Genomic DNA, 22,109 nt, shown 5'->3' on the forward strand with positions numbered 1-22,109 from the left:
TGTTTGATAACGGGTAACGTGAGCAATAAAAGAAGGACTACAGGTGAGTGGGCAGGGTGAATTCCTGCGCTTTTGTCGCTTCCTCAAGCTGATTTAGGGTTAAACACATGGGTGTGACTGGCATTCCATAGAAGTCGAACCTATCGCCAATAACCTCTCCGCCAAGTGCTTTTACGATGTTGACGGTGGTGTCGCGTGCTTCAATATGAACTTGGTTGGTCTCGTCTAGAGTTTGAACCAGCGAATAACGCGCTAATGCTTTGCCGATACCCAAGCCGCGGAATCGATTGTCGACCGCAAAACGTCCCCAGTGCCATTCGCCTTCTTGCTCCCAAGCGGCGACTGCACCCAATACGTATTCACCTGATCGTGCGAGCCACCACTTTTGGTGGATATCGGCAGAAAGAGGAATGAGATCCCCGGGAATACTTTGTTCATCCGCAAAGGTGTCATTAATCAGTGAATCAATTTCAGCGCGATACACAGGCGAGCAAGCTTCGATCTGTATTCTGGCTTTGTTGTGAGTGGCGTTTTTACGAAAGGCACTCAGTCGCAACGCTCGCAGCCCATCAATCACATTTTGTGTGTCTTCGGGGTTCATCAAGTTGAGCAGTTGAGACAATTCGCTATTAGCAGATTCATCGGCTTCTTCTAGTCGCTGTAATCCTTCTTGTCTCAGAGAAAACAGCTTTTGGCGCTTATCCGTTGCGCTGGGCGAGGTCTCGATATAGAGCTTTTCGACTAGAGAATTAAGCGTTCTGCTTAGCGATGCCTTTTCCACACTGAGTTGAATGCTGAGCTCAGAAAAGGGAGTCGGTCCGTTCTTGCGCAGGTAAGTTAGAAGGTGAACTTGTGTCAGTGATAAGCCTGAGTTGAGGCAGTTCTTATCCAGTAACCCAAGTTCGCGAACGAGATAACGTAGCTCGCTTCTGATCTGCATAACTGATGACATGTTCTCTCCATAGAAATATACGTTGATAGTATCAACAATAATCGCAAGGACGGTTTGCTGTCAATAATATTGATACTATCAACGAATATTATGGCTACTTGCTCATTGGTTCTAACAACACCTTAGTCACGAACAGTCGAACCGTTGGGGCAACCACAGCCAGTAACAATAATGCGGATGGAAGTATTTGACCGACAGCGGTTAGCCAAGCATCAAAAAATACGCCGCCTTGTGGGAGATTTTTAGCGACCATAATGGCTGGCATGCTGAGCAGCATGGTTGGCAGTACCATAGAAACCATTAGTGGGTATTGGAATTTACGTGGAAATTTTTTCATGATGTGCTCCGATTGACTCATTGATGGCACTATTCTAATCTCGGTAGTAACAACCAAAAATAGACAGTTTTGAATCTGAATCGTGCATATATGAAAGCTAAAGATATCTCCAATCTATACCTGTTTTGTCAGTCTGTTGAGTGTGGTGGCTTTGCCGCTGCGAGTTTGCAAACTCATGTGTCTGCGCCAACGTTATCAAGAGCCGTGGCTCACCTTGAAGATAAACTCGGTGAAAAGCTGGTGCACCGCAACGCTAAGCAGTTCCAACTCACGACGGCGGGGGATGAGTACTATCAACGCTTTGCTTCGCTTTTCTCTCAGCTTGATCATGAGTGGACTCAGCTATCTAATAGCCAACCTGTGTTGACCGGTGAGATTCGAGTGTCGTGCCCAGAGCCATTTGCAGATTACTTTCTGCAAAAGCTCGCGATTGAGTTTATGGAGATGCACCCAGAGGTGAATATCTCGATTCATTTCAGCGCAGGTACAGAGCGATTTTTTGATGAGCAGATCGATTTGGCCTTGGTGACTAGCCCTCCGCATGCCACACATCTTATCCAACGCCAGCTGTTTGAATCGCCATTGGTGTTAGCGGCTTCCCCAAGTTATATCGAGAAAAACGGTACGCCAAACAGTGCTGAAGAGCTGGTGTCACATCGGTTGTTGTCTGGAAATAACATGCCTTACTGGGATTTGAAGCAGCGAGGTAAAACCATTCGTGTGCCTTACCAACCTAAGTATTCGGTCAGCAGTTTAAGGCTCAACATTGAGGCGACTGTATTAGGGGCAGGAATATGTTTGATGCCGAAATCGTCATTTGAGCGCTTTGCATCGCAAGATAAATTGGTGGAGGTGTTACCAGACGTAGAATGCCCAACAGGCAAAGCGTTTATGTTGTGGGCGGATAGAAAGCTGATAGCAAGCCGAGTAGTGGCGTTTAGGGATATGATCTTTGAGAGGTTTGAGAATTCTGCTGAGTTTTTGGCTTCGATTAATGAAGATAGAAACGAATAACGCCAGACTAAGCTGGCGTTAAGGTTCGAACTATTTAGATAACGGCTGTTTGTTCTTGTGGTACAGGTAAGCATTAAGCCAAGCTAAACCAAGGATGATCAACGTCATCACCGGCGGTTTCGATTGCAGTGGTAGCACTTCTGCAGGCACGCTTGGCAAAAGGTGGACGTATACTGCAACCACCATGATCGCGGTAGTCAATAGAGTTGAAGCGAGCATCGCCTTGTTACGTAATTCGGTGTTCAGCTTGCGTCCGCCAATCATAACCACCAACAGCAGCACACCTGCCGCCATTTCACCTAACTGACCTGCCCAGCGAGAAAGCGTTGGGAAAGGAAGTTCGCTCAAAGCAATCTGCTTCGCAAACATGGTCGTGAATGGGTCAAAGAACTTTACTGTGCCTGCCATCAAAAGGAATGCACCCAGTAAGCCAGTTAGAATTTTTTGTGCCTTTAGAGATAGCGCATCACTTGAGTTGTATGAGCGAAATAGGAAAAAGCCGGTGATCAAAAACATCGATCCGATTAACGTAAGCTCAAGAATCAGTTGTTGTGTACTCATAGTCATAACCTTTCAGTGATAAGTGGTGGTGTCGTTTGATGTGCTTATCTTATGCAGGTTTTTAGCATTCAAAAATAGACAATATTGAATGTGATAAATGCATATTTGAAAGATTGAAAGACTAAACAGTGAAGGTGCCAATCAAAAAGGCCCTGCTGTAAAAATACAGCAGGGCCTTGGTGTTAATCTGTCTTATCTAATCAGCGATTACGCTTGGTTAAGTACTTCCGCTAAGCGTTTTACCGCTTCGGTTAATTCTTCTGGGTTGGCGTTAGTGAAGTTTAAGCGCAGTGCAGCTTTTGCTTCATCAGCCTTTGGATAGAATACTGGGCTTGGTACAACCGCTACGCCATTCGAAAGTAGAGTTTTAGCCAGCTCGAAGGTGTCACACTCTGGGATTTCTACCCAAATGAACATCCCGCCGTCTACTGCTTTCAGTACACAGTCTGCAGGCAGTTGTTTCTCTAGTTCTGAGAACAACACTTCATAACGTGATTTGTACAGTGTGCGAATGTTTTCCATGTGCAGGTTGAAATCTTCATGCTTTAGAAGACCAACAAGCAGCGCTTGCATAGGTACACTTGAGTGTAAATCCGCGCCTTGCTTCACTTTAATCAGTGGCTCAAGGTAGCTGCGTTTACCTGTCACCGCCCCAATACGTAAGCCTGGCGATGCAATCTTAGAGAATGAACGAAGAACGATAGAGTTGTCTGGGCAGAAAGATGAAACCAACGGTAACTCTGTACCTGTGAAACGTAGCTCACGGTAAGGCGCATCTTCAATGAATGCTACGTTGTATTTGATACACAGCTCAGCCACTTTTTGACGAGTTTCTGTTGTCCAGCAAACGCCAGTCGGGTTATGGAAATCTGGCACCGCATAGAACATCTTTGGCGATTGCTGTTCAAAGCAAGTCTCTAGTTCGTCTAGGTTCGGGCCAAATTCAGTTTGAGACACAGTCACAATGTTCGCTTGAACCAAACCAAACACTTGCATCGCACCCAAGTAACTTGGCGCTTCCATGACAACCACATCATTCGGATCAACATACGCACGAGCAATCAAATCTAGACCTTGCTGAGAGCCAGTACAGATCATTGCTGTGTGAGTCTCTGGCAGTTGGTAGCTTTGCGTTAGGTGCTCAAGCAATGGGCCGTAACCTGCAGTCGAACCGTATTGGAAAACTTCAGGCATGTTCGCTAGGTTTTCTAGCGTTGGCTTCATCAAATCTATAGGAAATGTTTTCTCATCTGGTAAACCACCGGCTAATGAAATGACATTTGGATCGCTTGCAGCTGCGAGGATCTCTCGAATGTATGAAGATTGAATCTGTTGTAATGACTGTGCGATTTCCATGTGTTGTGTCTCGTCGTTTTTCGTTTTTATTCTATCGCTTGATATTACACGGCAATTGTAAAAATAAGCGTGTCCGTTTATGCTCTTAAACATGTCCATTTATGCTATTTAAACGATGTCGCGTCAACACATATCTCGAATCAATGATGTTCTGTTCCATATTCACCAAGACATTAGCCAGCCTTTGTCGGCAAAAGCGCTCTCTGAGATTGCAGCTTATTCCGAACAGCACTTTCATCGCACCTTCAAAAGCGTGGTTGGAGAGTCGTTACATCAATACATTCGACGCACCCGAATGGAGTATGCTGCCAACCAATTGATGTTCGATACCACGTCCTCGGTGGTGGAAATCGCCAGTAAGTGTGGTTTTAGTTCAGTGTCTTCGTTTAGCCGCGCGTTTAAAGCAACCTTTAACATGTCGCCAGGTGAGTGGCGTAAGCACGATTTACAGATCGCCGAAAAGCCCTACTTGAAAGATCCTGAAGTAGCAGCAGGCTATTTGAATGTCGCGCAGCGAGTATTGCCTGAACCTAAGATCATTGAAGTGCCTGAGCGCATGGCAGCTTATGTGCGACATACGGGTTATAACCGCTCTATACGTAATGCGTGGCTGATATTGAACGCGTGGGCGAACTCCGAACAACGCGATTTCTCGAGCCAATTTGGTTTGCATCACTCAAACCCTGCTTGGGTTGAGATGGATCAGTGTCGCTACGTGGCGTGTATCGCGATTGATGAGCCGATAAAGTATCGTAGTGTGGTTAATCAGATGGTGATTCCGGGCGGCTTACATGCGGTGTTTCGACTCAATGGTCGTTATGGAGAACTGCTCCCACAGATCAGCATGGTATTAGAAAAGTGGCTACCTACGTCTGGCTTCAAGCAGCGTTCGACTCCAGCTTATGTGCATTATCATCAGAATCACTTTCTTAACACCGATGAAGTGTTTGAGCTCGACTTCTACCTTCCCGTGAGTTTTTACTAATCGATGGTTGTGCTGTTTTGTTGAACCAGACTTTGATCTTTTGTTGAGACAAATTAGCACGACCAATAGCTGCCAACAATTCTATGTAGGTGGGCTAAGATAAAGATGCTTTGTTGATAATTTGCCCCAGTAAATGATGACAACGTACGGATTAAGCGATAGCATCCCTTTCCAATTGCAAATAGTTCTTAATATCACTCGCTAGAATATGACCATTACCCACAAAGATTATCTAAAAATCGCTTTCCCTTTCATCATCTCAACGGTTACCCAGCCTCTGCTTGGTGCGGTGGATACCGCCGTGATTGGTCAGCTTGGCATCGCTGAACTGATCGGTGGTGTGGCGATCGGCACCATCATTATGAACACCATGTATTGGCTATTTGGCTTTTTCCGTGTCAGCACGACAGGGCAAAGTGCGATGGCATTGGGGAAAGGGAATCGCTCTGAGCTAGCGGGTAGCTTGATGCGTCCATTCGTGTTGTCTGGTTTGGTGGGTTTGATTTTTATCTTGATACAACCCCTCATCTGGCAAGGTGCGATGTGGGTGATAGAGCCTGAAGTGAATGTGGCTGAGCAAGCACATATCTACTTCAACATTTTGATTTATGGTGCGCCTTTTGTGCTGCTCAACTATACCATTATCGGTTGGTTGATGGGGCAGGCGAAAGCCAAAGAAGTCCTTTACACGCAAGTGTTTGGCAACGTGTTGAACATTGTTTTAGATGCGGTGTTCGTACTCTATTTCGATTTAGGTGTCGCGGGTGTGGCATACGCAAGTTTGATTGCACAAATCACTACTTTTGCGATTGGTATGACGCTGGTTATGAAGACGAGCAATATCTCGGTCTCTGAGTTCCTGCAAGGCTCGAAGATGACCAAGAAAGACCTGTCGACAATCATCTCTTCGAATACTGACTTACTGTTACGTACAATTTGCATCTTGGTGTTCTTCAACATGATGGCGCGTACTGGTTCTAAACTGGGTACCGATGTTCTGGCCGCTAACGCGATTCTGATGCAGGTGACCTTTATCGTCAGTTACATGTTTGATGGCATTGCTAACGCATCGAGTGTGTTTGCAGGTAAAGCGGTGGGTCAGAAAAATGCGTCGATGTTGGATCGTGTATTAAGACTCAATTTTCAATGGACGGCAGGTTTCATTGCTGCGCTGACGCTTTTAACCTTGATATTCAAAGACATGATTGTTTTCTTGTTCACCGATATTCCAGCGCTGGTTGCCTTGTATCAAGAGATGGCACCGTGGCTGATTGTGTTCCCGCTGGTGGCAGGCTTTGGCTTAACGGTTTACGGCATCTTTACTGGAACAGGAACCACGCGTCCGGTTCGAGACTCTAGCATCGCTACCTTGTTGGTGTTCTTGGCTGTACAGGCATTTTCGGTCGATTTATGGGGCAATCATGGTCTGTGGTTGGCGTTTACCTTGTTCTATCTTGGGCGTATCGCATTCCTGTACCCGTTTATCTCTCAGGTTAAACAAAAGTGTTTCCCAGCAGAAGATACCTCAGCGGCGTGTCATTAATTTAGAACGCCCACCGCCATTTCTAAGACTTTATGAAAGCGCCTGACTATCGTTATACGATAAATTTAGAGGGCGCTTTTTTGTATCTGTAAAAATCAGCTCGAAAGGTCAACTCGCCCTAACGAAAACTGGTCAATTAAATAGCAAATAAAATGCGATACGGTTCAATGTTCTCTTTTCATCACTTCAGCTAAATGATAAAGTTGTTATGTTATAACATCTATCTATGAGTATCTGCGTGAACGCCCCATTATTGTCTGTTGACCGACTAACGATCAAAACCTCTTCAAGAACACTTTTCCAAGATATCCACTTCGATGTGTATCGAGGAGAACTGTTGGCGATCATGGGTCCTTCAGGCATTGGTAAGTCGATGCTTTCACGCGCGATCGCGGGCTTTATGCCGGAAACGGTTGAGGCTAAAGGTCATATTTCTCTATCTGGTGAAGCTGTGTGCGGTTTGCCAATGTTGCAAAGAACCGCAGCACAAAGGCCGGCGGTTATCTTTCAAGATGCACTTCAAGCGTTAAACCCCCTTGTTTCCATTGAAGGCCAACTCAGTTTGGCATTGACGGGGACTCGCACTAAGCTTAAATCACAAGACAAAACCAAGCTCACCGAACTGTTGGTGCAGTTAGGATTCCCAAATCCAGAAACCATCTTGCCGTTGTATCCGAGCCAAATCTCCGGAGGACAACGTCAACGAGTGTGTATTGCGATTGGCTTGTTGAGTAACGCCGATATCATCATTGCAGATGAACCGACTAGCGCGTTAGATCCGGTGACAGAGCAAGAGATACTTAAGCTGATTCGAGACAATGTAAAGCAACGCCAAATTGGTGGTTTGCTTATTACCCATGACCTGCACAGCGCCTTAGCCTGTGACAAGTTACTGGTGATCGATGATGGCGGTGTGGTGGCTTATGGTGCACCGAAACACGCGCTTGAATCGAGCTCTCACGCTTTCTGCTGTTCATTGAGAGACCTAATCGAATGAGCTCGACCTTATCACTAAATTCAGAAGTCTCACCGTCAATGCCTGTGATTGATTCAGAAACACAAACACCGATTGAGATTAAGTTCGAGAATGTCGGGGTTCATTACTACTCAGTGCCAAGTTGGTTGGGTGGTAAGGCGTTTAAAGCGCTACAGAACATCGACCTCAATGTTGAAGACAAAAGCCTGGCTATTGTTGGACGTTCTGGTGCTGGTAAATCTACGCTGATTGAACTGCTGTTTGGTTTGAAAGCGCCAACTCTCGGTAGCATCAGCTTGTTTGGTCATTCGCTGCCTATTCGCAATAGCAAAGCGCAAGCAGCTGTGTGTCGCTTGATCCAATTGGTGCCACAAGAACCACACACCAGTCTTAACCCTTACTACACCGTTCGACAGATCTTGGCCGAGCCGCTAAGCAACCTAGATGTTTCTGGCAATCATGAAAGCATCATTGAAGAGACGCTGTTGGACGTGGGCTTACCTGCCACTTTGCTATCACTAAAACCCAATCAGCTTTCTACAGGCCAAGCTCAACGTGTGGCAATTGCTCGGGCGCTTGTCGTTAGACCCGCAGTATTAGTTGCCGATGAGCCAACCAGTAGCCTAGACCCGGTGAATCGTCAGAGGCTACTCGACTTATTGAATTCATTAAAAAAGAAGCGCGATATGCGCCTTATTTTGGTGACACACGACCTAGGCGCAGCACAAGCGCTTTGCGAAGAAATTCTGGTTCTTGACCATGGCGAGATGGTGGAGCATGGACCGACACCTCAAGTGATGAGTGTACCTGCTCATCCAGCGACTCAGATGCTGATCGAATCTCAGCCTCTTTCGAAATCTACTTGTTAAACACAACCTTATTTATTACGAAATACAGCTTACAGAGAACAATAACTTATGCGTTTTAATTCAATCAAACTGGCTTGCGCTCTAGCGCTGGCTCTGCCTTTGACGGGCTGTTTTGACTCTCAACCTGAGTCGAGCGAAGCTGCGGTCAAATCTGAAATTCGTGTTGCGATGATGCAGCCACCAAGAACAGGTCTATCGCCACTTTCTGATGACGCGTTCAAACTATCGCGTTGGAGCACAGCTGAAACGCTCGTTAACCTGAGCCCAACTTCAGAAGCTGAGCCGATGCTGGCAACAGATTGGAAACACGTTGATCCACTGACTTGGCAATTCACGGTTCGCCAAGGCGTTAAATTCCACGATGGTTCAACACTAACAGCAGAGTCTGTTGTGAACTCACTACAGAAAGCGCTAGAGGCGGCACCTAAGCCACGCATCCTAGATGGTGTAGAGCTAGAAGTGAAAGCGATGGACAACTATCGTGTAGAGATCAAAACCAGCTTCGATGACCCTCTTCTACCAAGCCGTTTATCAAGCCCTCAATTAGCGATCCTAGCAGCAAGCGCGTACCAAGAAGATGGTCGTGTTAGCCCAATTGGCGCGGGTACTGGTCCGTTTGAATTGACAGAAATTAACGGCACAACTAGCGCGAAACTAAAACGTTTCGACGGTTACTGGGGTGAAAAAGCACAAGTTGAATCTGTAATTGCAGAATACGTTCCTAACGGCTTTGCTCGTGCGGCGGCTCTAAGAACAGGTACGGCTGACATTGTTGAAGCTGTGCCAGTTTCACAAATCGCGACCATTGATTCGAACCTGCTTTACGAAGTAGCAATGCCTCGTACCAACACGCTTTACCTGAACAATAAGTCAGGCGTATTTAGCGATATTGAACTACGTAAAGTCGCGGCTGCTGCGGTAGACCGTGAACAAATCGTGAATACCGTTTATGAAAACCATGCGGACATCGCGCAAGGCCTATTAGGTCCTGCACTTGCTTGGGCTGAGCCGATTCGACCTGAAGGTCAGGCTGTAGACAAAACGCTAAAAGCAAACGGTGAAAGCATTGTTATCGGTACCTTCACTGACCGTGCTGAGCTTCCAGAAGTGGCAGCACTACTTAAACAGCAACTTGAAGCGGCTGGTTTCAAAGTTGAGCTGGATATCCGTGAATACGCTCAGATTGAAAACGATGCACTGTCAGGCAAGTTTGACGCGTTTATCCTTTCTCGTGCAACCGTTCTAGATTCTGGTGACCCAGTGGCGTACATGATGAGTGACTTTGGCTGTAAGGGTTCATTCAACCTTGGTCAATTCTGTTCTCAAGAAGTCGACCAAGCGCTGACTCACGCTGATCTGCAACCACTAGGTGCACTGCGTCAACAAGCGATCATTGAAGCTGAGCAAAAAATCCTGAACGACTTCGCTGCTATTCCATTGCTTCATGAACGCGTGATTCAAGGTGAAAGCGAGCGTGTAAGCAATGTAGTTCGTGACCCAAGTGAACGTCGCTTGGTTGATCAAACGACTCAAGTTAACTCGGCAACACAGGTTAACTAAATAAATGCTATCTGCTGAGACTCTGCGTCGAACCTTATTTATCTTGACGCCTTGGCTATCAAGAATCGCCTCACTGATTGTGGTGGTGATTCTTGTTGGCTTGATGCCTGACATTGCAGGCATCGACCCAAGCCAATCCATTCTGCGTGCGAGAGCGGGGCAACAACACCTGCTTACGCCTGAAGCTTTAGCGGCGGTACGTGCTGATCTTCAGCTTGACCGTTCGGCAAGTGAGCGCCTGATCGATTGGATAGGAAGTGCTTTTTCCGGTGATTTAGGTAAATCTTGGATTGACGGCTCTTCGGTTGCATTAGGCATTCAAAAAACAGCGTCTACATCTCTGTTTTTGATGTCGAGCGCATTAGTGATGACTTTCGTACTGTGTGGTGCAGGCTTACTGGCTACCTTACGTAGTTGGAAGAAAGGCAAATTGGGGCAGAGTTACAGCAGTTTAAGCACCGTATTAATATCCTTGCCAGAGTACGTGGTGGCTTCGGTATTAATACTGGTGTTCTCAATCTGGTTAGGTTGGCTACCACCGTATGGTTGGCAAGGCTGGCAAGACATTTGGCTACCGAGTTTAGCGCTCGCACTGCCTGCTAGCGGTCTGTTTAGTCGTCTACTCAGAGACAGTTTACAACGCGTTCTTAATGAACCTTGGGTGATTACTTGGCTCAGTGCCAACGTTCACTCTAATCAAATTATTCGCTTTGCGCTGAAAAGAGCGCTGAGCAGCTTGATCCCACAAATCGCGATGATCGTGATTGGTTTAACTGGTGGCGCAGTCGCGGTTGAGCTTATTTTTTCGATTCCGGGTATCGGGCGTATGATTCTTGGTGCTGCGAAGGCGCAAGATCTGCCAATGTTACAAGGCGGCCTATTGGTCTTACTGTTGTTTTCGATTGCGGTAAGCAGCGTCAGCTTGTTTGTTCAGCAGCTGATTCTGGGCCACAGCCTGAAAAGCGGCAAGCTCATCAGTAGTCACTCTTCGTTTCGTTTTACCCAGAGCCGCGCCAAGCGTGTCACTGCTTTTGCGATCTTCTCATTCCTGATTGCTATCGTGATATGGGCGGCATTCCGAGACCCATACACCAGCCAATTCGCACGTTTGGCATCACCGAGCTGGCAAGCACCATTGGGTGCGGATGGCATTGGGCGAGACCTGTTAGCGAGAATCGGTTCTGGTATGGTCGCGACCTTCCAAGCGGGTATTCTGGCAACCTTCTTGAGCTTGGTGACGGGCATTATCATGGGTTTCAATACCCGCTTCAGCCAAGGCCTTATCGAGATTACTAAGGGTATCCCTTACATCATTGCTGGCCTTTTGGTTGCGGGTTTAACAGGGATGAATCCGAACAGCGCATTAATCGCGATTGTATTGGTATCTTGGGCGCCATTAGCGGCGCACTGCTCTAGTTTAATTGTGGAAGCTAAGGCTCAACCTTATACGCACCTCGCGCCATTGTGGGGTACCAGCAAGCTGAGAATCTTCCGCTTCTACTTGCTTCCGTATGTGTTACCGCCGTTGCTAAGACACGCGTTGTTGAGGTTGCCAGTAATCACTCTGAGCCTGACTTCGTTGAGCTTCATCGGGTTAGGGGCAAAGCCACCAACGCCGGAATGGGGTTTGATGATTGCAGAGAACTTGCCATACATTGAGCGCGCACCATTGGCTGTGATGGGGCCTATTATTGGGCTGATTTTATTGGGTGCTGCCATCAACATGATGTTTGATGACTAACTAAGAAGGAAGAGGGCTTAAGTTTTCGATTAGCTGAATATGATGTAACCTTAAGCCTGCTTTTAGAACTGCTCGAAAGTTCAATAGACCCTAGTTAAGTGTAAAGGATTCAACATGTATCTCGTTTTGTATTGCCACAATATTGGTATGACCGACTTTTCTTTCTTTGAGACGGAAGATTTTGACAAAGAAGATGGTTATATCGTGCGAGGAAAATGGCCGAACGAAAAAGCGTTTCGTGATTACTTGACCAAAGAGTTTGGTGATATGAGTGAGTTCCAAGTGATTGACCTGATCGCCAAAGGTGCAGAAGCTGAACACTACTCGCCAGAAGAGTTGATGAGCTTAGCTCAATAACATAAGGCTCTGTAGTTTTAGCTCAATAGCATCTAGCTCAATAATATATTTCAAGTCGAATAAACAAATGGCAGCCTGATTGGGCTGCCATTTTTCGTTTTTTGTTAGAGCGCGTCGTTCGCAGTATGAATCGAGCTACTGAGCCACTTCGTCCACCAAGTACAAGATTGATTGATACGGAATGCCACTGTGATGCGACAAACCGATCTCACAGGTTCGGCTGTTACTGAAACCACGAGTACAGTTGCTCGGTACTTGTTCCTTGAGTGGGTGTACAGCTGCCTCATTCAACTCTGGCGTAGTGAAGCCTTTGTCACCTGCCCAGCCACAACATTGAATATGCTCTGGAACAATCACTTCTTCGGTACAAGCTTTAGCAAGGTTTAACATCGCACCTTCTAAGCCCATTCGGCGAGAGCTACAGGTCACATGCAGCATCACGGTCTCTTTAAGTGGCTCAAGCGTCAGGTGTTCTAGCAAATATTGATTCACAAAGCCTGTCGGTTCTAGCACTTCTAATGGCTTGGTGAACTGCTCAATACTGCGTTTGGCACACGGGCTGGTGTCCATTAATACTGGGTATTCACCCTGACGACTCGCTTGCCACAACACTTCTTCGAGCTGTTGCGCTTTGGATTGGGCTAGGTCGGTCATGCCTTTGCTGTCGTAAGGCATACCACAACATTGGTCATCTAATTTCTTCGGCAGAATTACCTCGAAGCCCGCCTTGTTAAGCAGAGACATGGTCACTTCAGTAAGAGGGCGTTGATCTCCCGCATCGCTCTGTTGTCCCATGGTTCGACTGGCACACGAAGGGAGGTAAACCACCTTCTTAGTGTTATTCGATGTTTCGGCTGTCATTGGTGAAGCTGTGAGTGAGTGACTGTTGGATTGCGGCATCTCAGGCATCCAAACTGGTGTTGCGCCTTTGGTCATTGAGCGCAAGCCATTGGTGAGCTTTCCGACCGTATTCGCGCCTAGTACTTTGCTCGCTACTTGATTGGTTTTGAGGCCAGCCTTGGTCAGCTTGGTGGTGGTGGAGAAATGATCCGCAGTCCATTTAGCGATTGGCGTGAACTTCTCATACTTGGCAACACGAAGCTTCTTCACTAAGTCGCCGGTGTTAATACCTACCGGACAACGCTCGGCACACAGGCCAGTTGCCGCGCAGGTATCGATGCCTTGGTATTCGAAGGTTTTCTCTAGTTCGCTAGCTTCTATCTCTTCCCCTGCTTCTCGGCGGCGTTGTAGTTCTCGGTACAGCACAATACGTTGCCGTGGTGATAAGGTCAGTGTGCGAGACGGACAAACAGGCTCACAGAATCCACACTCAATACAGCGGTCAACAAGGTCGTCGGCAGCAGGCATTGGCTTTAAGTCTGTGATGTGGGAGTTTGGATTGTCGTTGATAATAACGCCGGGGTTGAGCAGTCTTTCTGGATCGAACAACGCTTTGATTTGTTGCATCAAAGCGTAACCATCTTTGCCCCATTCCAACTCTACATAAGGTGCCATGTTACGGCCCGTGCCGTGTTCCGCTTTTAGAGAACCTTGATATTTCACGGCGACGAGCTCGGCAACATCATCCATGAAACCACCGTAACGGTCGATCTCTTCTTGGCTGTCAAAGCCTTGAGTAAACACAAAGTGCAGGTTGCCTTCTAAAGCGTGGCCGAAAATGATCGCCTCGCTGTAGTCGTATTTGTCGAACAGCTCTTGCAGCTCTCGAATACCGTTCGCAAGGTTCTCGACTGGGAAAGCAACGTCTTCGATGATGACTGTTGTGCCGACTTCACGCACGGCACCAACTGCTGGGAACATGCCTTTTCGGATGCCCCATAGGGTTGCGACTGTCTTTGGATCAGACGTGAAAGGAACCGATTCAACAATCGTGTAATCAGCCAATGCGTCCAAAATTGATTTACATTGTAAATCTAAGTCCTGCTGGGAGCTGGCGTGTGATTCAACCAAAATAGCCGCCGCTTCTAAATCCAAGCTTGGCATAAACGCAGGCATACCCGGTTTATCTGCGACAGAACGTAGCGCTCTGCCATCCATTAACTCAACAGCTGCAACCGGAGTTTTGGACAGAGTAGTCACGGCTTTACTTGCTTGTTCTATGTCAGCAAACACCAGCAGAGCCGAAGCTTTGTTCGGGTGTTCAATCACCGTGTTGTAGGTGATTTCGGCGATGAAGCCTAACGTACCTTCTGAACCAATCATCAGGTGTTTGATGATCTCGATAGGGTCGTGGTAATCGACCAATGCATTGAGCGCGTAGCCCGTGGTGTTTTTAAGGCGGTACTTGTGGCGGATTCTGTCGGCGAGTTCTTTATTTGAGCTGGTTTGACGGTGCAATTCAACAATGCCTTCAAACAGCGTTTTGTGTGACTGCTTGAATGCCTCAACGCTTGCACTGTCTGCGGTATTGAGCAGGGTGCCATCGCTCAACACGACTTTCATGCTCTCGACAGTACGATACGAGTTTTGCGCAGTACCACAACACATGCCACTGGCATTGTTCGCGGCAATACCGCCGATTTTACAGGTGTTGATGGAGGCTGGGTCTGGGCCTATTTTACGTTGGAAAGGGGCTAGATATTTGTTGGCATCAGCACCAATCACACCGGGTTGAAGAATGATTTGATTGCCGTTGTCAACAATCTCATGGCCTCGCCAGTCGTCGGTCAGAGTGATGAGTACCGAGTCTGAAACCGCTTGCCCTGAAAGGCTGGTACCTGCCGCGCGAAAGGTAAAGTGAATGCCCAGTTCACGACAACTTTGAATCGTGAATATCACTTCGTCTAAGTTTTTAAGCCTTAGAACCATTTTCGGCACCAAGCGATAAAAACTCGCATCGGTGCCGTAAGCCAAGCGCTTTGCCTCTTGCGTGACAATGCGTTCCGTTTCTATTTTTTGAGCCAGTATTGTTTCAAGCTGCTGATAAGCTTGTACGTCTATTACTCGCTCATGGGATGTGTTTGTCTCCATCTTTGCTTCCTTGTGCTTCTTATTTGGCACTGTTCAGGGCGTGTTGACCTTTCGTGATTAAATTTTGTTCAAGACAAAAGCGTTTTAATCGCGGCGAGGGGGAAGTAGCCTAGTCACTCTAAGCAAATCCCCCTCAACAAAGAGTAAAACGCTTTTAGCTGAACCCTTCGGGCAGCGTTTGCTGGCCATTTCTACTACGTTATCGGCTTCTCATGTAGGCTAGCTACACATCGACGCCTCTGCCTTGTATAAATATCCAGCAACTCGCTGCAAAAATCAGCTCGAAAGATCAACACGCCCTAGCTTTTTATTTTATTTTCCAGTGCTTAAACGGTGTCACAATGATAGTGGAATTGCTGTGACACCGATTGAACTTCAGTCTAAGTAGACCAAAGCATGAGTCTGAATCTGAGTCATGGAGATTTAATCTAGCCCCACCAAAGATTCACGAGTTAAGTCTTTGATTGTCTTTGCGCCTGTTAATGTCATCGCAACGCGCATCTCTTTGTCGTAAAGGTCGAGTAGGTTTTCAACACCTGCTTGTCCTTGCGCTGCTAATGCGTAAACGAAAGATCGCCCAAGCAAGGTGCAATCTGCGCCCAATGCCATCATTCGAACCACATCCAAGCCAGTACGAATGCCAGAGTCGACAAGAATCTTGGTGTCGCCTTTTACCGCGTCTGCAATTGCAGGTAATGCTTTAGCACTTGATAGAACACCATCAAGTTGGCGGCCGCCGTGGTTTGATACCACAATGCCGTCTGCGCCAAATCTCACGGCGTCTTTTGCATCTTCTTCATCAAGAATGCCTTTGATGACCATTGGACCATCCCAGAAATCGCGGATCCACTCTAGGTCTTTCCATGAAATTGATGGGTCAAAGTTATCGCCCAACCAACCGATGTAGTCTTCCAGTTTGGTAGGAGAACCACGATAAGTAGAGATGTTGCCTAGGTCATGTGGTTTACCCAACAAGCCAACATCAACCGCCCAACTAGGATGACGCATCGACTGGAATACACGACGAACAGCGGCGTTTGGACCACTCATTCCGGAATGCATGTCACGGTAGCGTGCGCCGGGTACGGGCATATCAACCGTGAAAACTAAGGTGGTCACGCCTGCTGCTTTTGCGCGCTCAAGAACGTTCTTCATAAAGCCACGATCTTTTAACACGTAAAGTTGGAACCACATTGGGCGTTCGATCTTAGGTGCCACTTCTTCGATCGGGCACACCGACACAGTCGACATGGTAAAAGGGATGCCTTTGTTGTCTGCGGCTTTTGCTGCTTGTACTTCACCACGTCGTGCGTACATACCTGTTAAACCCACAGGCGCCAGTGCGATTGGCATCGCCAGCTTCTCGCCGAACAGTTCGGTTTCTAAATTAAGATTTGACATGTCGTTGAGTACGCGCTGCTTTAGCGCAATCTCTGCAAGATCAGCTGTGTTGCGGCGTAGGGTATGTTCTCCGTAAGAACCGCCATCAATGTAGTGGAAAAGGAACGGTGGTAATTTCGCTTTTGCTGCGGCGCGGTAATCAGTCGATGCGGATATGATCATAATTTCAGTCCTAAATTCTTGGGATGTTGCTCTTCTTTGAGAGCTTGGTTTGGGCTGCTTTAATTCGGGAAAATGGCGTTAATACCCGAGGGTGTTGATGTGCTCTAGTATCCATCCCGGAACTCATCAACTGTCTTATTAGACGGTGTCGCTGTCGGGGAATTGAGTATTAACGCCAAGTGCTTTTGGAACGACTTATGGTTTACATAAGTGCGTCTGTCATCTTGAATCCGTAGATAACCACTAGGCCGATGATGCCAGTCATCACCAAGTAGTAGAACGTTGGAATGATTGTCTTACGTAGGGTTGCACCTTCGCGTCCTAGCAAGCCAACGGTTGCTGATGCCGCTACCACGTTGTGAATCGCAATCATGTTACCTGCTGCTGCACCAACAGCTTGCAGAGCGACAACCACCGCACTAGAGATAGTTAAAGTCTGCGCTACTTCGAACTGGAATTGGCTGAACATCATGTTTGATACTGTGTTCGAACCTGCAATGAAGGCACCTAACGCACCCACTGTTGCACTCAATGCTGGGAATGCGCTGCCAACTAGGTCAGCTGCGAAGTTTGCAGTGGTTACAGGCATACTTGCTAAATCTGCACCGTTCACGCCAGAGTTAATGAAGATACGTACCATTGGGATGGTGAACACCAACACAAAGCCTGCACCAATCAGTGTTTTACTTGATTCACCAAAGGCTTTAGCCAGTGGCGTTGCGCTGCGAGATTGCATGAGAACTGCAACCAGCGCGACGAAGACTAAGATGCCGCCCGGTAGGTACAGAGGTTGAATCGCTGTGCTTACGCCTGTCTCACCAAGGATGTTGCTGAATGAAAGGCTAACGCTCTTCAGTAGGCCTTTGAACTCAGGGCTCACGCGGCTAGCAACCAGAGTTACAGCAAGTAGTACGTAAGGTGCCCATGCCATCGCCATGCTCATCTTCTTATGGCTCTGATTGTTGTCATCAAGGTCAATTTTCAAAGAACCTAGCCACTCTGCAGGCCATTTGTCTTCGCTCTCAAAGTCCCATTTTGATTTAGGTACTAGGAAGCCACGCCTTGCTGCAGTAACCACAATTGCTAGGCCAACCAAGCCACCAATCAGTGATGGGAACTCAGCGCCTAGGAAGACACCCGTCAGTGCGTAAGGAATCGTGAAAGCAGCACCTGCGAATAGCGCAAACGGTAGGATATCTAAACCTTCCGTCCAGCTTTTGTTCTTACCGAAGAAACGAGTCAGCATCATCGCCATCAGCACAGGCATCATTACACCAACAGAGGCGTGAATCAGCGCGACACTTGACGTGATTTGTTGTAGATAAGCATCCCAAGTAGAACCGTGAGCAATCAGGCTTTCACCGATGTTGTGCGTGTCCAAACCTTTGTTCACACCAACGATAATTGGAGTGCCAACCGCGCCGAATGATACTGGCGTAGATTGGATCATCATGCCCATCAGTACCGCAGCAAGCGCTGGGAAACCGATAGCAACCAGTAGCGGAGCGGCGATAGCTGCTGGCGTACCAAAGCCAGATGCGCCCTCAATGAATGAACCAAAACACCAAGCGATGATGATCGCTTGAACGCGACGGTCAGCAGATATATCCGTGAAGCCGTTGCGGATAGTGGTGATAGCTCCGGTGTGTTTCAAAGTGTTTAATAAGAAGATGGCGCCGAACACAATCCAGAGAACTGACACGGTTATGCCGAAGCCTTGGAACACAGAAGCTAGCACGCGAGTGCCAGACATATCCCAAGCAAATAGGGCAATAGCAACGGTTAGTGCAAATGCCACTGGCATCGCTTTTTTTGCTGGCCAGTTCAGGCCAACCAGTAGAATCGCTGCAACAACTATTGGCGAAAAGGCCAATAAAGCTAGTAGAGTTTCACTCATGGGTACTTCCTCGTACTGTTTTCAAACGTTCATGTTTGAAGTAAAGATCACGTTATGGTTTGTCGTCATTTGAATCGCTTTGCCCTCTAAACGGGCACCTTATTTGAGCGACTCTTGTAATTGGAATGACTGTTTTTGTAATTGTTTTGTTAATTTGGCGTGAATTTACCCCTTTATTTTTTATTGATATAGGGAAATAATGAAAATAATTAATTCCAAAATTGGCATAATCAGATGCGAGCAGACGATTTGATCCTGTTTTCACAGGTAGTAGAACTGGGCAGTTTTAGTAAGGTGGCAGAACAAAATAACCTTACAAATTCGGTAGTTAGTAAGAGAATTGCACGCCTAGAGGAAGAGATTGGCGTGCAATTATTATATCGAACTACGCGTAAATTGACCCTGACCGAAGCAGGTAAGGCAATGTTACACAGCGCCAAAAATGTGAAGCAGGCGGCTCAAGAGGCTATGGACGCAGTTTCAGGCTTTGGTGAAAATGTTAGCGGTCATATCAAAATGTCAGTGCCTACTATCTCTGGAGATTTGATACTGGCAGACGCCGTTGCGGAGTTTTGTAATATGCACCCAGGTTTAACGGTCGATATGTCTTTGAACAATCGCTTTGTCGATCTGGTTGAGGATGGTCTCGACTTGGTGATTCGTACGGGTTATCTGGAAGACTCCAGCTTGATTGCTCGTCATATATTGGATTCACAATGGGTGGTGTGTGCTTCGCCATCTTATATTGCTAAAAACGGCAAGCCGATGCTGCCTAAAGACTTAGTGCAGCACAATTGCTTGCAATACGCCTATCAAACAACGGGTGCTAGTGAATGGCAGTTCCTGCACAGTAAAGATGGCTGTACCGACAACGATAAATACATCGTGCGTGTCTCGGGGTCTTTCTCGACCGACAACGCGACGGCATTAAGAAAAGCCGCATTGGGCGGACATGGCGTTGCGTATGTACCACGTTGTCTGGTTTATCACGACATTCGCAATGGTCAGCTGGTGGACATATTCCCTGACTTAGTGGGTAAGAAGCTCGGTATTTATGCGGTGTACCCTTTTACGCGCCAGCCGCCTAACAAGATTAAGTTATTGATTGAACACATCAGAACTCGTTATCTGACGATTTCACATTATTTTTAATAAGGATCACGATGAGCTATTTAAAAGAGTATCAATATCCAATCACCAATAAACAGATCGTCAGCGATGACTATTTTGGTCAGATAATCGAAGACCCATATCGCTGGCTAGAAGACGACAGAAGTGACGAAACTGCGGAGTGGGTGGCGAGCCAAAATGAAGTCACGTTCGATTACCTTGCTCAAATCCCGTATCGCGCTGAACTACGAGAGCGGCTAGCAAAAGCACAAGACTACAAAAAGAGCTCGCAGCCGTTCGTAAGAGGTGATTACACTTATTTTTATAAGAATGATGGCCTGCAGAATCACAGCATTCTCTATCGTCAGAAAGAGGGGCTGCAGGTTGAAATCTTCCTAGATCCGAATACCTTCTCGGAAGATGGCACCACATCACTGGGCTCTGTTTCGTTCTCAAAAGACTACAGCTTGGTGGCGTACAGTATTTCTGAGGGCGGTAGTGACTGGCGCAAGATTTTCGTGATTGATACCGAGACTAAACAACAGCTCGAAACGGAAATCACTGACGCCAAATTTACCGGCATTTCTTGGTTAGGCAATCGTGGCTTCTATTATTCTAGCTACGACAAACCTGACGGCAGTGAACTCTCAGCTCGTACTGAGCAACACAAGCTGTACTTCCATGAGTTAGGTACAGAGCAAGCGAGCGACAAGGTGATCTTTGGTGCGAGCAACGCTGAGCAGCACCGTTATGTTTCCGGCTACACCACCGAAGACGATCGTTACCTAATTATTCTTGGCAAAGAATCAACGTCGGGTAACAGACTGTTCTATATCGATTTAAAATCATCAGAACAATCACTGAATACGTTGATTGATCATGTGGATAGCGATACGTATCTCATCGATAACCAAGATGAAACCTTCATTCTATACACCAATCTCGATGCGCCGAACGGCAAGGTGGTGAGCTTTGATACTGGCACTCAGCAGTGGCGAGATATCATTCCTGAAAAGCCACAGCCATTAGACATCAGCACCGGTGGTGGTTACTTGTTTGCTCACTACATGGTGGATGTGGTGTCGAAAATTGAGCAGCTGGATTACCAAGGTAACCTCGTTCGTGAAATCCATTTACTTGGGCTGGGAACGGCCAATGGCTTAGGTGGTAAGAAAGAGCAAACTCAGCTTTATTACACCTTTACCAATTATGTTACGCCGCCAACCATTTTCTCTTTTGATATTGAGTCGGGCAGTTCAGAAGTTTATCAGCGCTCTGAGTCACCGTTTGAATCGGACAAGTTCGAATCTAAGCAGGTCTTCTATACCTCAAAAGATGGCACTCAGGTTCCGATGCTTATCTCTTATAAGAAGGGACTAAAACTGGACGGCAATAACCCAACCATGTTGTATGCCTATGGCGGCTTCAACGTTAGCCTAACGCCTTCTTTCTCGGGTACGGTGGGCAGTTGGTTGGAATTGGGTGGAGTGTATGCTGTTCCCAATCTGAGAGGCGGCGGTGAGTACGGCAAGGCGTGGCATAAAGCCGGAACTCAGCAGCAAAAGCAGAATGTGTTTGATGACTTTATCGCTGCAGCGGAGTTCTTGATCTCAGAAAACTACACCAGCAGTGACAAGCTAGCGATCCGTGGTGGCTCTAACGGTGGCTTGTTGGTTGGTGCTTGTATGACACAAAGGCCTGAGCTGTTCCAAGTGGCTCTGCCTGCGGTTGGGGTGTTGGACATGTTGCGTTACCACACATTCACGTCTGGCGAGGGCTGGGCGTACGACTACGGTACTTCCGCTCAAAACAAAGAGATGTTCGAATACCTGCTTGGTTATTCTCCGGTTCACAATGTGGTTCGTGGTGTCGATTACCCAGCAACTTTGGTCACGACCGCCGATCATGATGACCGCGTGGTACCTGCCCATTCTTATAAGTTCATTGCAGAGCTGCAAGATAAGCATGAAGGTGGTGCGCCTGTGATGATTCGTATTGATGTTAATGCGGGTCACGGTGCGGGAATGCCGCTTAGTAAAGCGATCGATCTCACTGCCGATATCTATGCATTTACGCTGTTCAATATGGGCGTTGAATCTCTAGATTCGTTTTAGATAATACTTGATTCTAGATAATTGGGTGTTTGACTTAGACCAAAAAGCCTCAAAATCGATCTTAGATTTTGAGGCTTTTCATATATATGAAAACTAGTCAAAACTGCACCATATTTCCCTCATTTTCACACACTGTTTTCCGTGATAGACCCCGCCATTATTGATGAAATGAAAGCGATTTCA

17 protein-coding genes are annotated in these 22,109 nt (G+C 47.0%); 10 read left to right on the forward strand and 7 right to left on the reverse strand.

The features are described 5' to 3' along the window. Positions 1-37: 37 nt before the first annotated feature. Both FLM53_RS16465 and FLM53_RS16470 read right to left on the reverse strand, forming a co-directional pair. Positions 38-952 carry a GNAT family N-acetyltransferase gene (locus tag FLM53_RS16465; RefSeq protein WP_176678977.1) on the reverse strand — a complete coding sequence of 305 codons (915 nt, stop codon included), beginning with the start codon at positions 950-952 and terminating at the stop codon, positions 38-40. A 94-nt stretch (positions 953-1,046) separates the two neighbouring features. Then, complete coding sequence (locus tag FLM53_RS16470; protein ID WP_176678976.1) at positions 1,047-1,289, reverse strand: DUF2798 domain-containing protein; 243 nt, start codon at positions 1,287-1,289, stop codon at positions 1,047-1,049. Between the two features lie 90 nt (positions 1,290-1,379). Between FLM53_RS16470 and FLM53_RS16475 the strand changes: the two genes are divergently transcribed. Beyond that, positions 1,380-2,303 carry a LysR family transcriptional regulator gene (locus FLM53_RS16475; protein ID WP_176678975.1) on the forward strand — a complete coding sequence of 308 codons (924 nt, stop codon included), beginning with the start codon at positions 1,380-1,382 and terminating at the stop codon, positions 2,301-2,303. A 30-nt stretch (positions 2,304-2,333) separates the two neighbouring features. Here FLM53_RS16475 and FLM53_RS16480 read toward each other — a convergent pair whose 3' ends face one another. Both FLM53_RS16480 and FLM53_RS16485 read right to left on the reverse strand, forming a co-directional pair. Further along, a complete protein-coding gene (locus FLM53_RS16480; protein WP_176678974.1) occupies positions 2,334-2,864 on the reverse strand; it encodes a hypothetical protein in 531 nt (176 codons plus the stop codon). 207 nt (positions 2,865-3,071) lie between these two features. After that, positions 3,072-4,220 (reverse strand): PLP-dependent aminotransferase family protein, encoded by a 1,149-nt coding sequence (locus FLM53_RS16485; protein WP_176678973.1) that lies wholly within the window; start codon positions 4,218-4,220, stop codon positions 3,072-3,074. A 115-nt stretch (positions 4,221-4,335) separates the two neighbouring features. On the opposite strand from FLM53_RS16485, the gene FLM53_RS16490 reads away from it, so the two are divergent. From FLM53_RS16490 to FLM53_RS16520, 7 genes are all read left to right on the forward strand, one after another. Further along, on the forward strand, positions 4,336-5,205 hold the full coding sequence (locus FLM53_RS16490; RefSeq protein WP_176678972.1) for a GyrI-like domain-containing protein: 870 nt from the start codon (positions 4,336-4,338) through the stop codon (positions 5,203-5,205). 208 nt (positions 5,206-5,413) lie between these two features. Next, positions 5,414-6,748, forward strand: a complete 1,335-nt coding sequence (locus FLM53_RS16495; RefSeq protein ID WP_176678971.1) for an MATE family efflux transporter — start codon at positions 5,414-5,416, stop codon at positions 6,746-6,748. Positions 6,749-6,986: 238 nt separating this feature from the next. Beyond that, the gene (locus tag FLM53_RS16500; protein WP_176678970.1) at positions 6,987-7,745 is read left to right on the forward strand and encodes an ATP-binding cassette domain-containing protein; all 759 of its coding nucleotides are present in this window, start codon (positions 6,987-6,989) and stop codon (positions 7,743-7,745) included. Further along, on the forward strand, positions 7,742-8,593 hold the full coding sequence (locus tag FLM53_RS16505; protein WP_176678969.1) for an ABC transporter ATP-binding protein: 852 nt from the start codon (positions 7,742-7,744) through the stop codon (positions 8,591-8,593). Before FLM53_RS16500 ends, FLM53_RS16505 begins: the two co-directional genes overlap by 4 nt. A gap of 48 nt (positions 8,594-8,641) precedes the next feature. Continuing rightward, positions 8,642-10,153 (forward strand): ABC transporter substrate-binding protein, encoded by a 1,512-nt coding sequence (locus tag FLM53_RS16510; RefSeq protein WP_176678968.1) that lies wholly within the window; start codon positions 8,642-8,644, stop codon positions 10,151-10,153. Between the two features lie 4 nt (positions 10,154-10,157). Continuing rightward, positions 10,158-11,894 (forward strand): ABC transporter permease subunit, encoded by a 1,737-nt coding sequence (locus FLM53_RS16515; protein ID WP_176678967.1) that lies wholly within the window; start codon positions 10,158-10,160, stop codon positions 11,892-11,894. Between the two features lie 114 nt (positions 11,895-12,008). Continuing rightward, positions 12,009-12,251: a hypothetical protein gene (locus FLM53_RS16520; protein ID WP_176678966.1), complete on the forward strand. Its 243-nt coding sequence runs from the start codon at positions 12,009-12,011 to the stop codon at positions 12,249-12,251. A gap of 135 nt (positions 12,252-12,386) precedes the next feature. Here the strand turns inward: FLM53_RS16520 and FLM53_RS16525 are convergent, their stop codons facing one another. The 3 genes from FLM53_RS16525 to FLM53_RS16535 all read right to left on the reverse strand — a co-directional run bounded on the left by FLM53_RS16525 (position 12,387) and on the right by FLM53_RS16535 (position 18,702). Then, positions 12,387-15,242: an FAD-binding and (Fe-S)-binding domain-containing protein gene (locus tag FLM53_RS16525; RefSeq protein WP_176678965.1), complete on the reverse strand. Its 2,856-nt coding sequence runs from the start codon at positions 15,240-15,242 to the stop codon at positions 12,387-12,389. Between the two features lie 423 nt (positions 15,243-15,665). Then, a complete protein-coding gene (lldD, locus tag FLM53_RS16530) occupies positions 15,666-16,805 on the reverse strand; it encodes an FMN-dependent L-lactate dehydrogenase LldD (RefSeq protein WP_176678964.1) in 1,140 nt (379 codons plus the stop codon). A 202-nt stretch (positions 16,806-17,007) separates the two neighbouring features. Further along, positions 17,008-18,702 carry an L-lactate permease gene (locus tag FLM53_RS16535; protein ID WP_176678963.1) on the reverse strand — a complete coding sequence of 565 codons (1,695 nt, stop codon included), beginning with the start codon at positions 18,700-18,702 and terminating at the stop codon, positions 17,008-17,010. A gap of 234 nt (positions 18,703-18,936) precedes the next feature. Here FLM53_RS16535 and FLM53_RS16540 point away from each other — a divergent pair, with 234 nt between their 5' ends. Next, complete coding sequence (locus tag FLM53_RS16540) at positions 18,937-19,854, forward strand: LysR family transcriptional regulator (protein ID WP_061015771.1); 918 nt, start codon at positions 18,937-18,939, stop codon at positions 19,852-19,854. Positions 19,855-19,865: 11 nt separating this feature from the next. Beyond that, positions 19,866-21,926 (forward strand): prolyl oligopeptidase family protein, encoded by a 2,061-nt coding sequence (locus FLM53_RS16545; RefSeq protein ID WP_176678962.1) that lies wholly within the window; start codon positions 19,866-19,868, stop codon positions 21,924-21,926. Positions 21,927-22,109 lie beyond the last annotated feature (183 nt).

Origin of the sequence: Vibrio sp. Scap24 (assembly GCF_013394185.1) — a bacterium.
Lineage (GTDB): Bacteria > Pseudomonadota > Gammaproteobacteria > Enterobacterales > Vibrionaceae > Vibrio > Vibrio pomeroyi.

What these genes read in the sequence shown, in the direction of transcription:
- FLM53_RS16495 (WP_176678971.1), top strand. Translation starts at nt 5,414, where the DNA reads ATGACCATTACCCACAAAGATTATCTAAAAATCGCTTTCCCTTTCATC.
- FLM53_RS16475 (WP_176678975.1), top strand. Translation starts at nt 1,380, where the DNA reads ATGAAAGCTAAAGATATCTCCAATCTATACCTGTTTTGTCAGTCTGTT.
- FLM53_RS16520 (WP_176678966.1), top strand. Translation starts at nt 12,009, where the DNA reads ATGTATCTCGTTTTGTATTGCCACAATATTGGTATGACCGACTTTTCT.
- FLM53_RS16470 (WP_176678976.1), bottom strand. Translation starts at nt 1,289, where the DNA reads ATGAAAAAATTTCCACGTAAATTCCAATACCCACTAATGGTTTCTATG.
- FLM53_RS16465 (WP_176678977.1), bottom strand. Translation starts at nt 952, where the DNA reads ATGTCATCAGTTATGCAGATCAGAAGCGAGCTACGTTATCTCGTTCGC.
- FLM53_RS16540 (WP_061015771.1), top strand. Translation starts at nt 18,937, where the DNA reads ATGCGAGCAGACGATTTGATCCTGTTTTCACAGGTAGTAGAACTGGGC.
- FLM53_RS16485 (WP_176678973.1), bottom strand. Translation starts at nt 4,220, where the DNA reads ATGGAAATCGCACAGTCATTACAACAGATTCAATCTTCATACATTCGA.
- FLM53_RS16505 (WP_176678969.1), top strand. Translation starts at nt 7,742, where the DNA reads ATGAGCTCGACCTTATCACTAAATTCAGAAGTCTCACCGTCAATGCCT.
- lldD (WP_176678964.1), bottom strand. Translation starts at nt 16,805, where the DNA reads ATGATCATATCCGCATCGACTGATTACCGCGCCGCAGCAAAAGCGAAA.
- FLM53_RS16525 (WP_176678965.1), bottom strand. Translation starts at nt 15,242, where the DNA reads ATGGAGACAAACACATCCCATGAGCGAGTAATAGACGTACAAGCTTAT.
- FLM53_RS16480 (WP_176678974.1), bottom strand. Translation starts at nt 2,864, where the DNA reads ATGAGTACACAACAACTGATTCTTGAGCTTACGTTAATCGGATCGATG.
- FLM53_RS16490 (WP_176678972.1), top strand. Translation starts at nt 4,336, where the DNA reads ATGTCGCGTCAACACATATCTCGAATCAATGATGTTCTGTTCCATATT.
- FLM53_RS16515 (WP_176678967.1), top strand. Translation starts at nt 10,158, where the DNA reads ATGCTATCTGCTGAGACTCTGCGTCGAACCTTATTTATCTTGACGCCT.
- FLM53_RS16545 (WP_176678962.1), top strand. Translation starts at nt 19,866, where the DNA reads ATGAGCTATTTAAAAGAGTATCAATATCCAATCACCAATAAACAGATC.
- FLM53_RS16535 (WP_176678963.1), bottom strand. Translation starts at nt 18,702, where the DNA reads ATGAGTGAAACTCTACTAGCTTTATTGGCCTTTTCGCCAATAGTTGTT.
- FLM53_RS16510 (WP_176678968.1), top strand. Translation starts at nt 8,642, where the DNA reads ATGCGTTTTAATTCAATCAAACTGGCTTGCGCTCTAGCGCTGGCTCTG.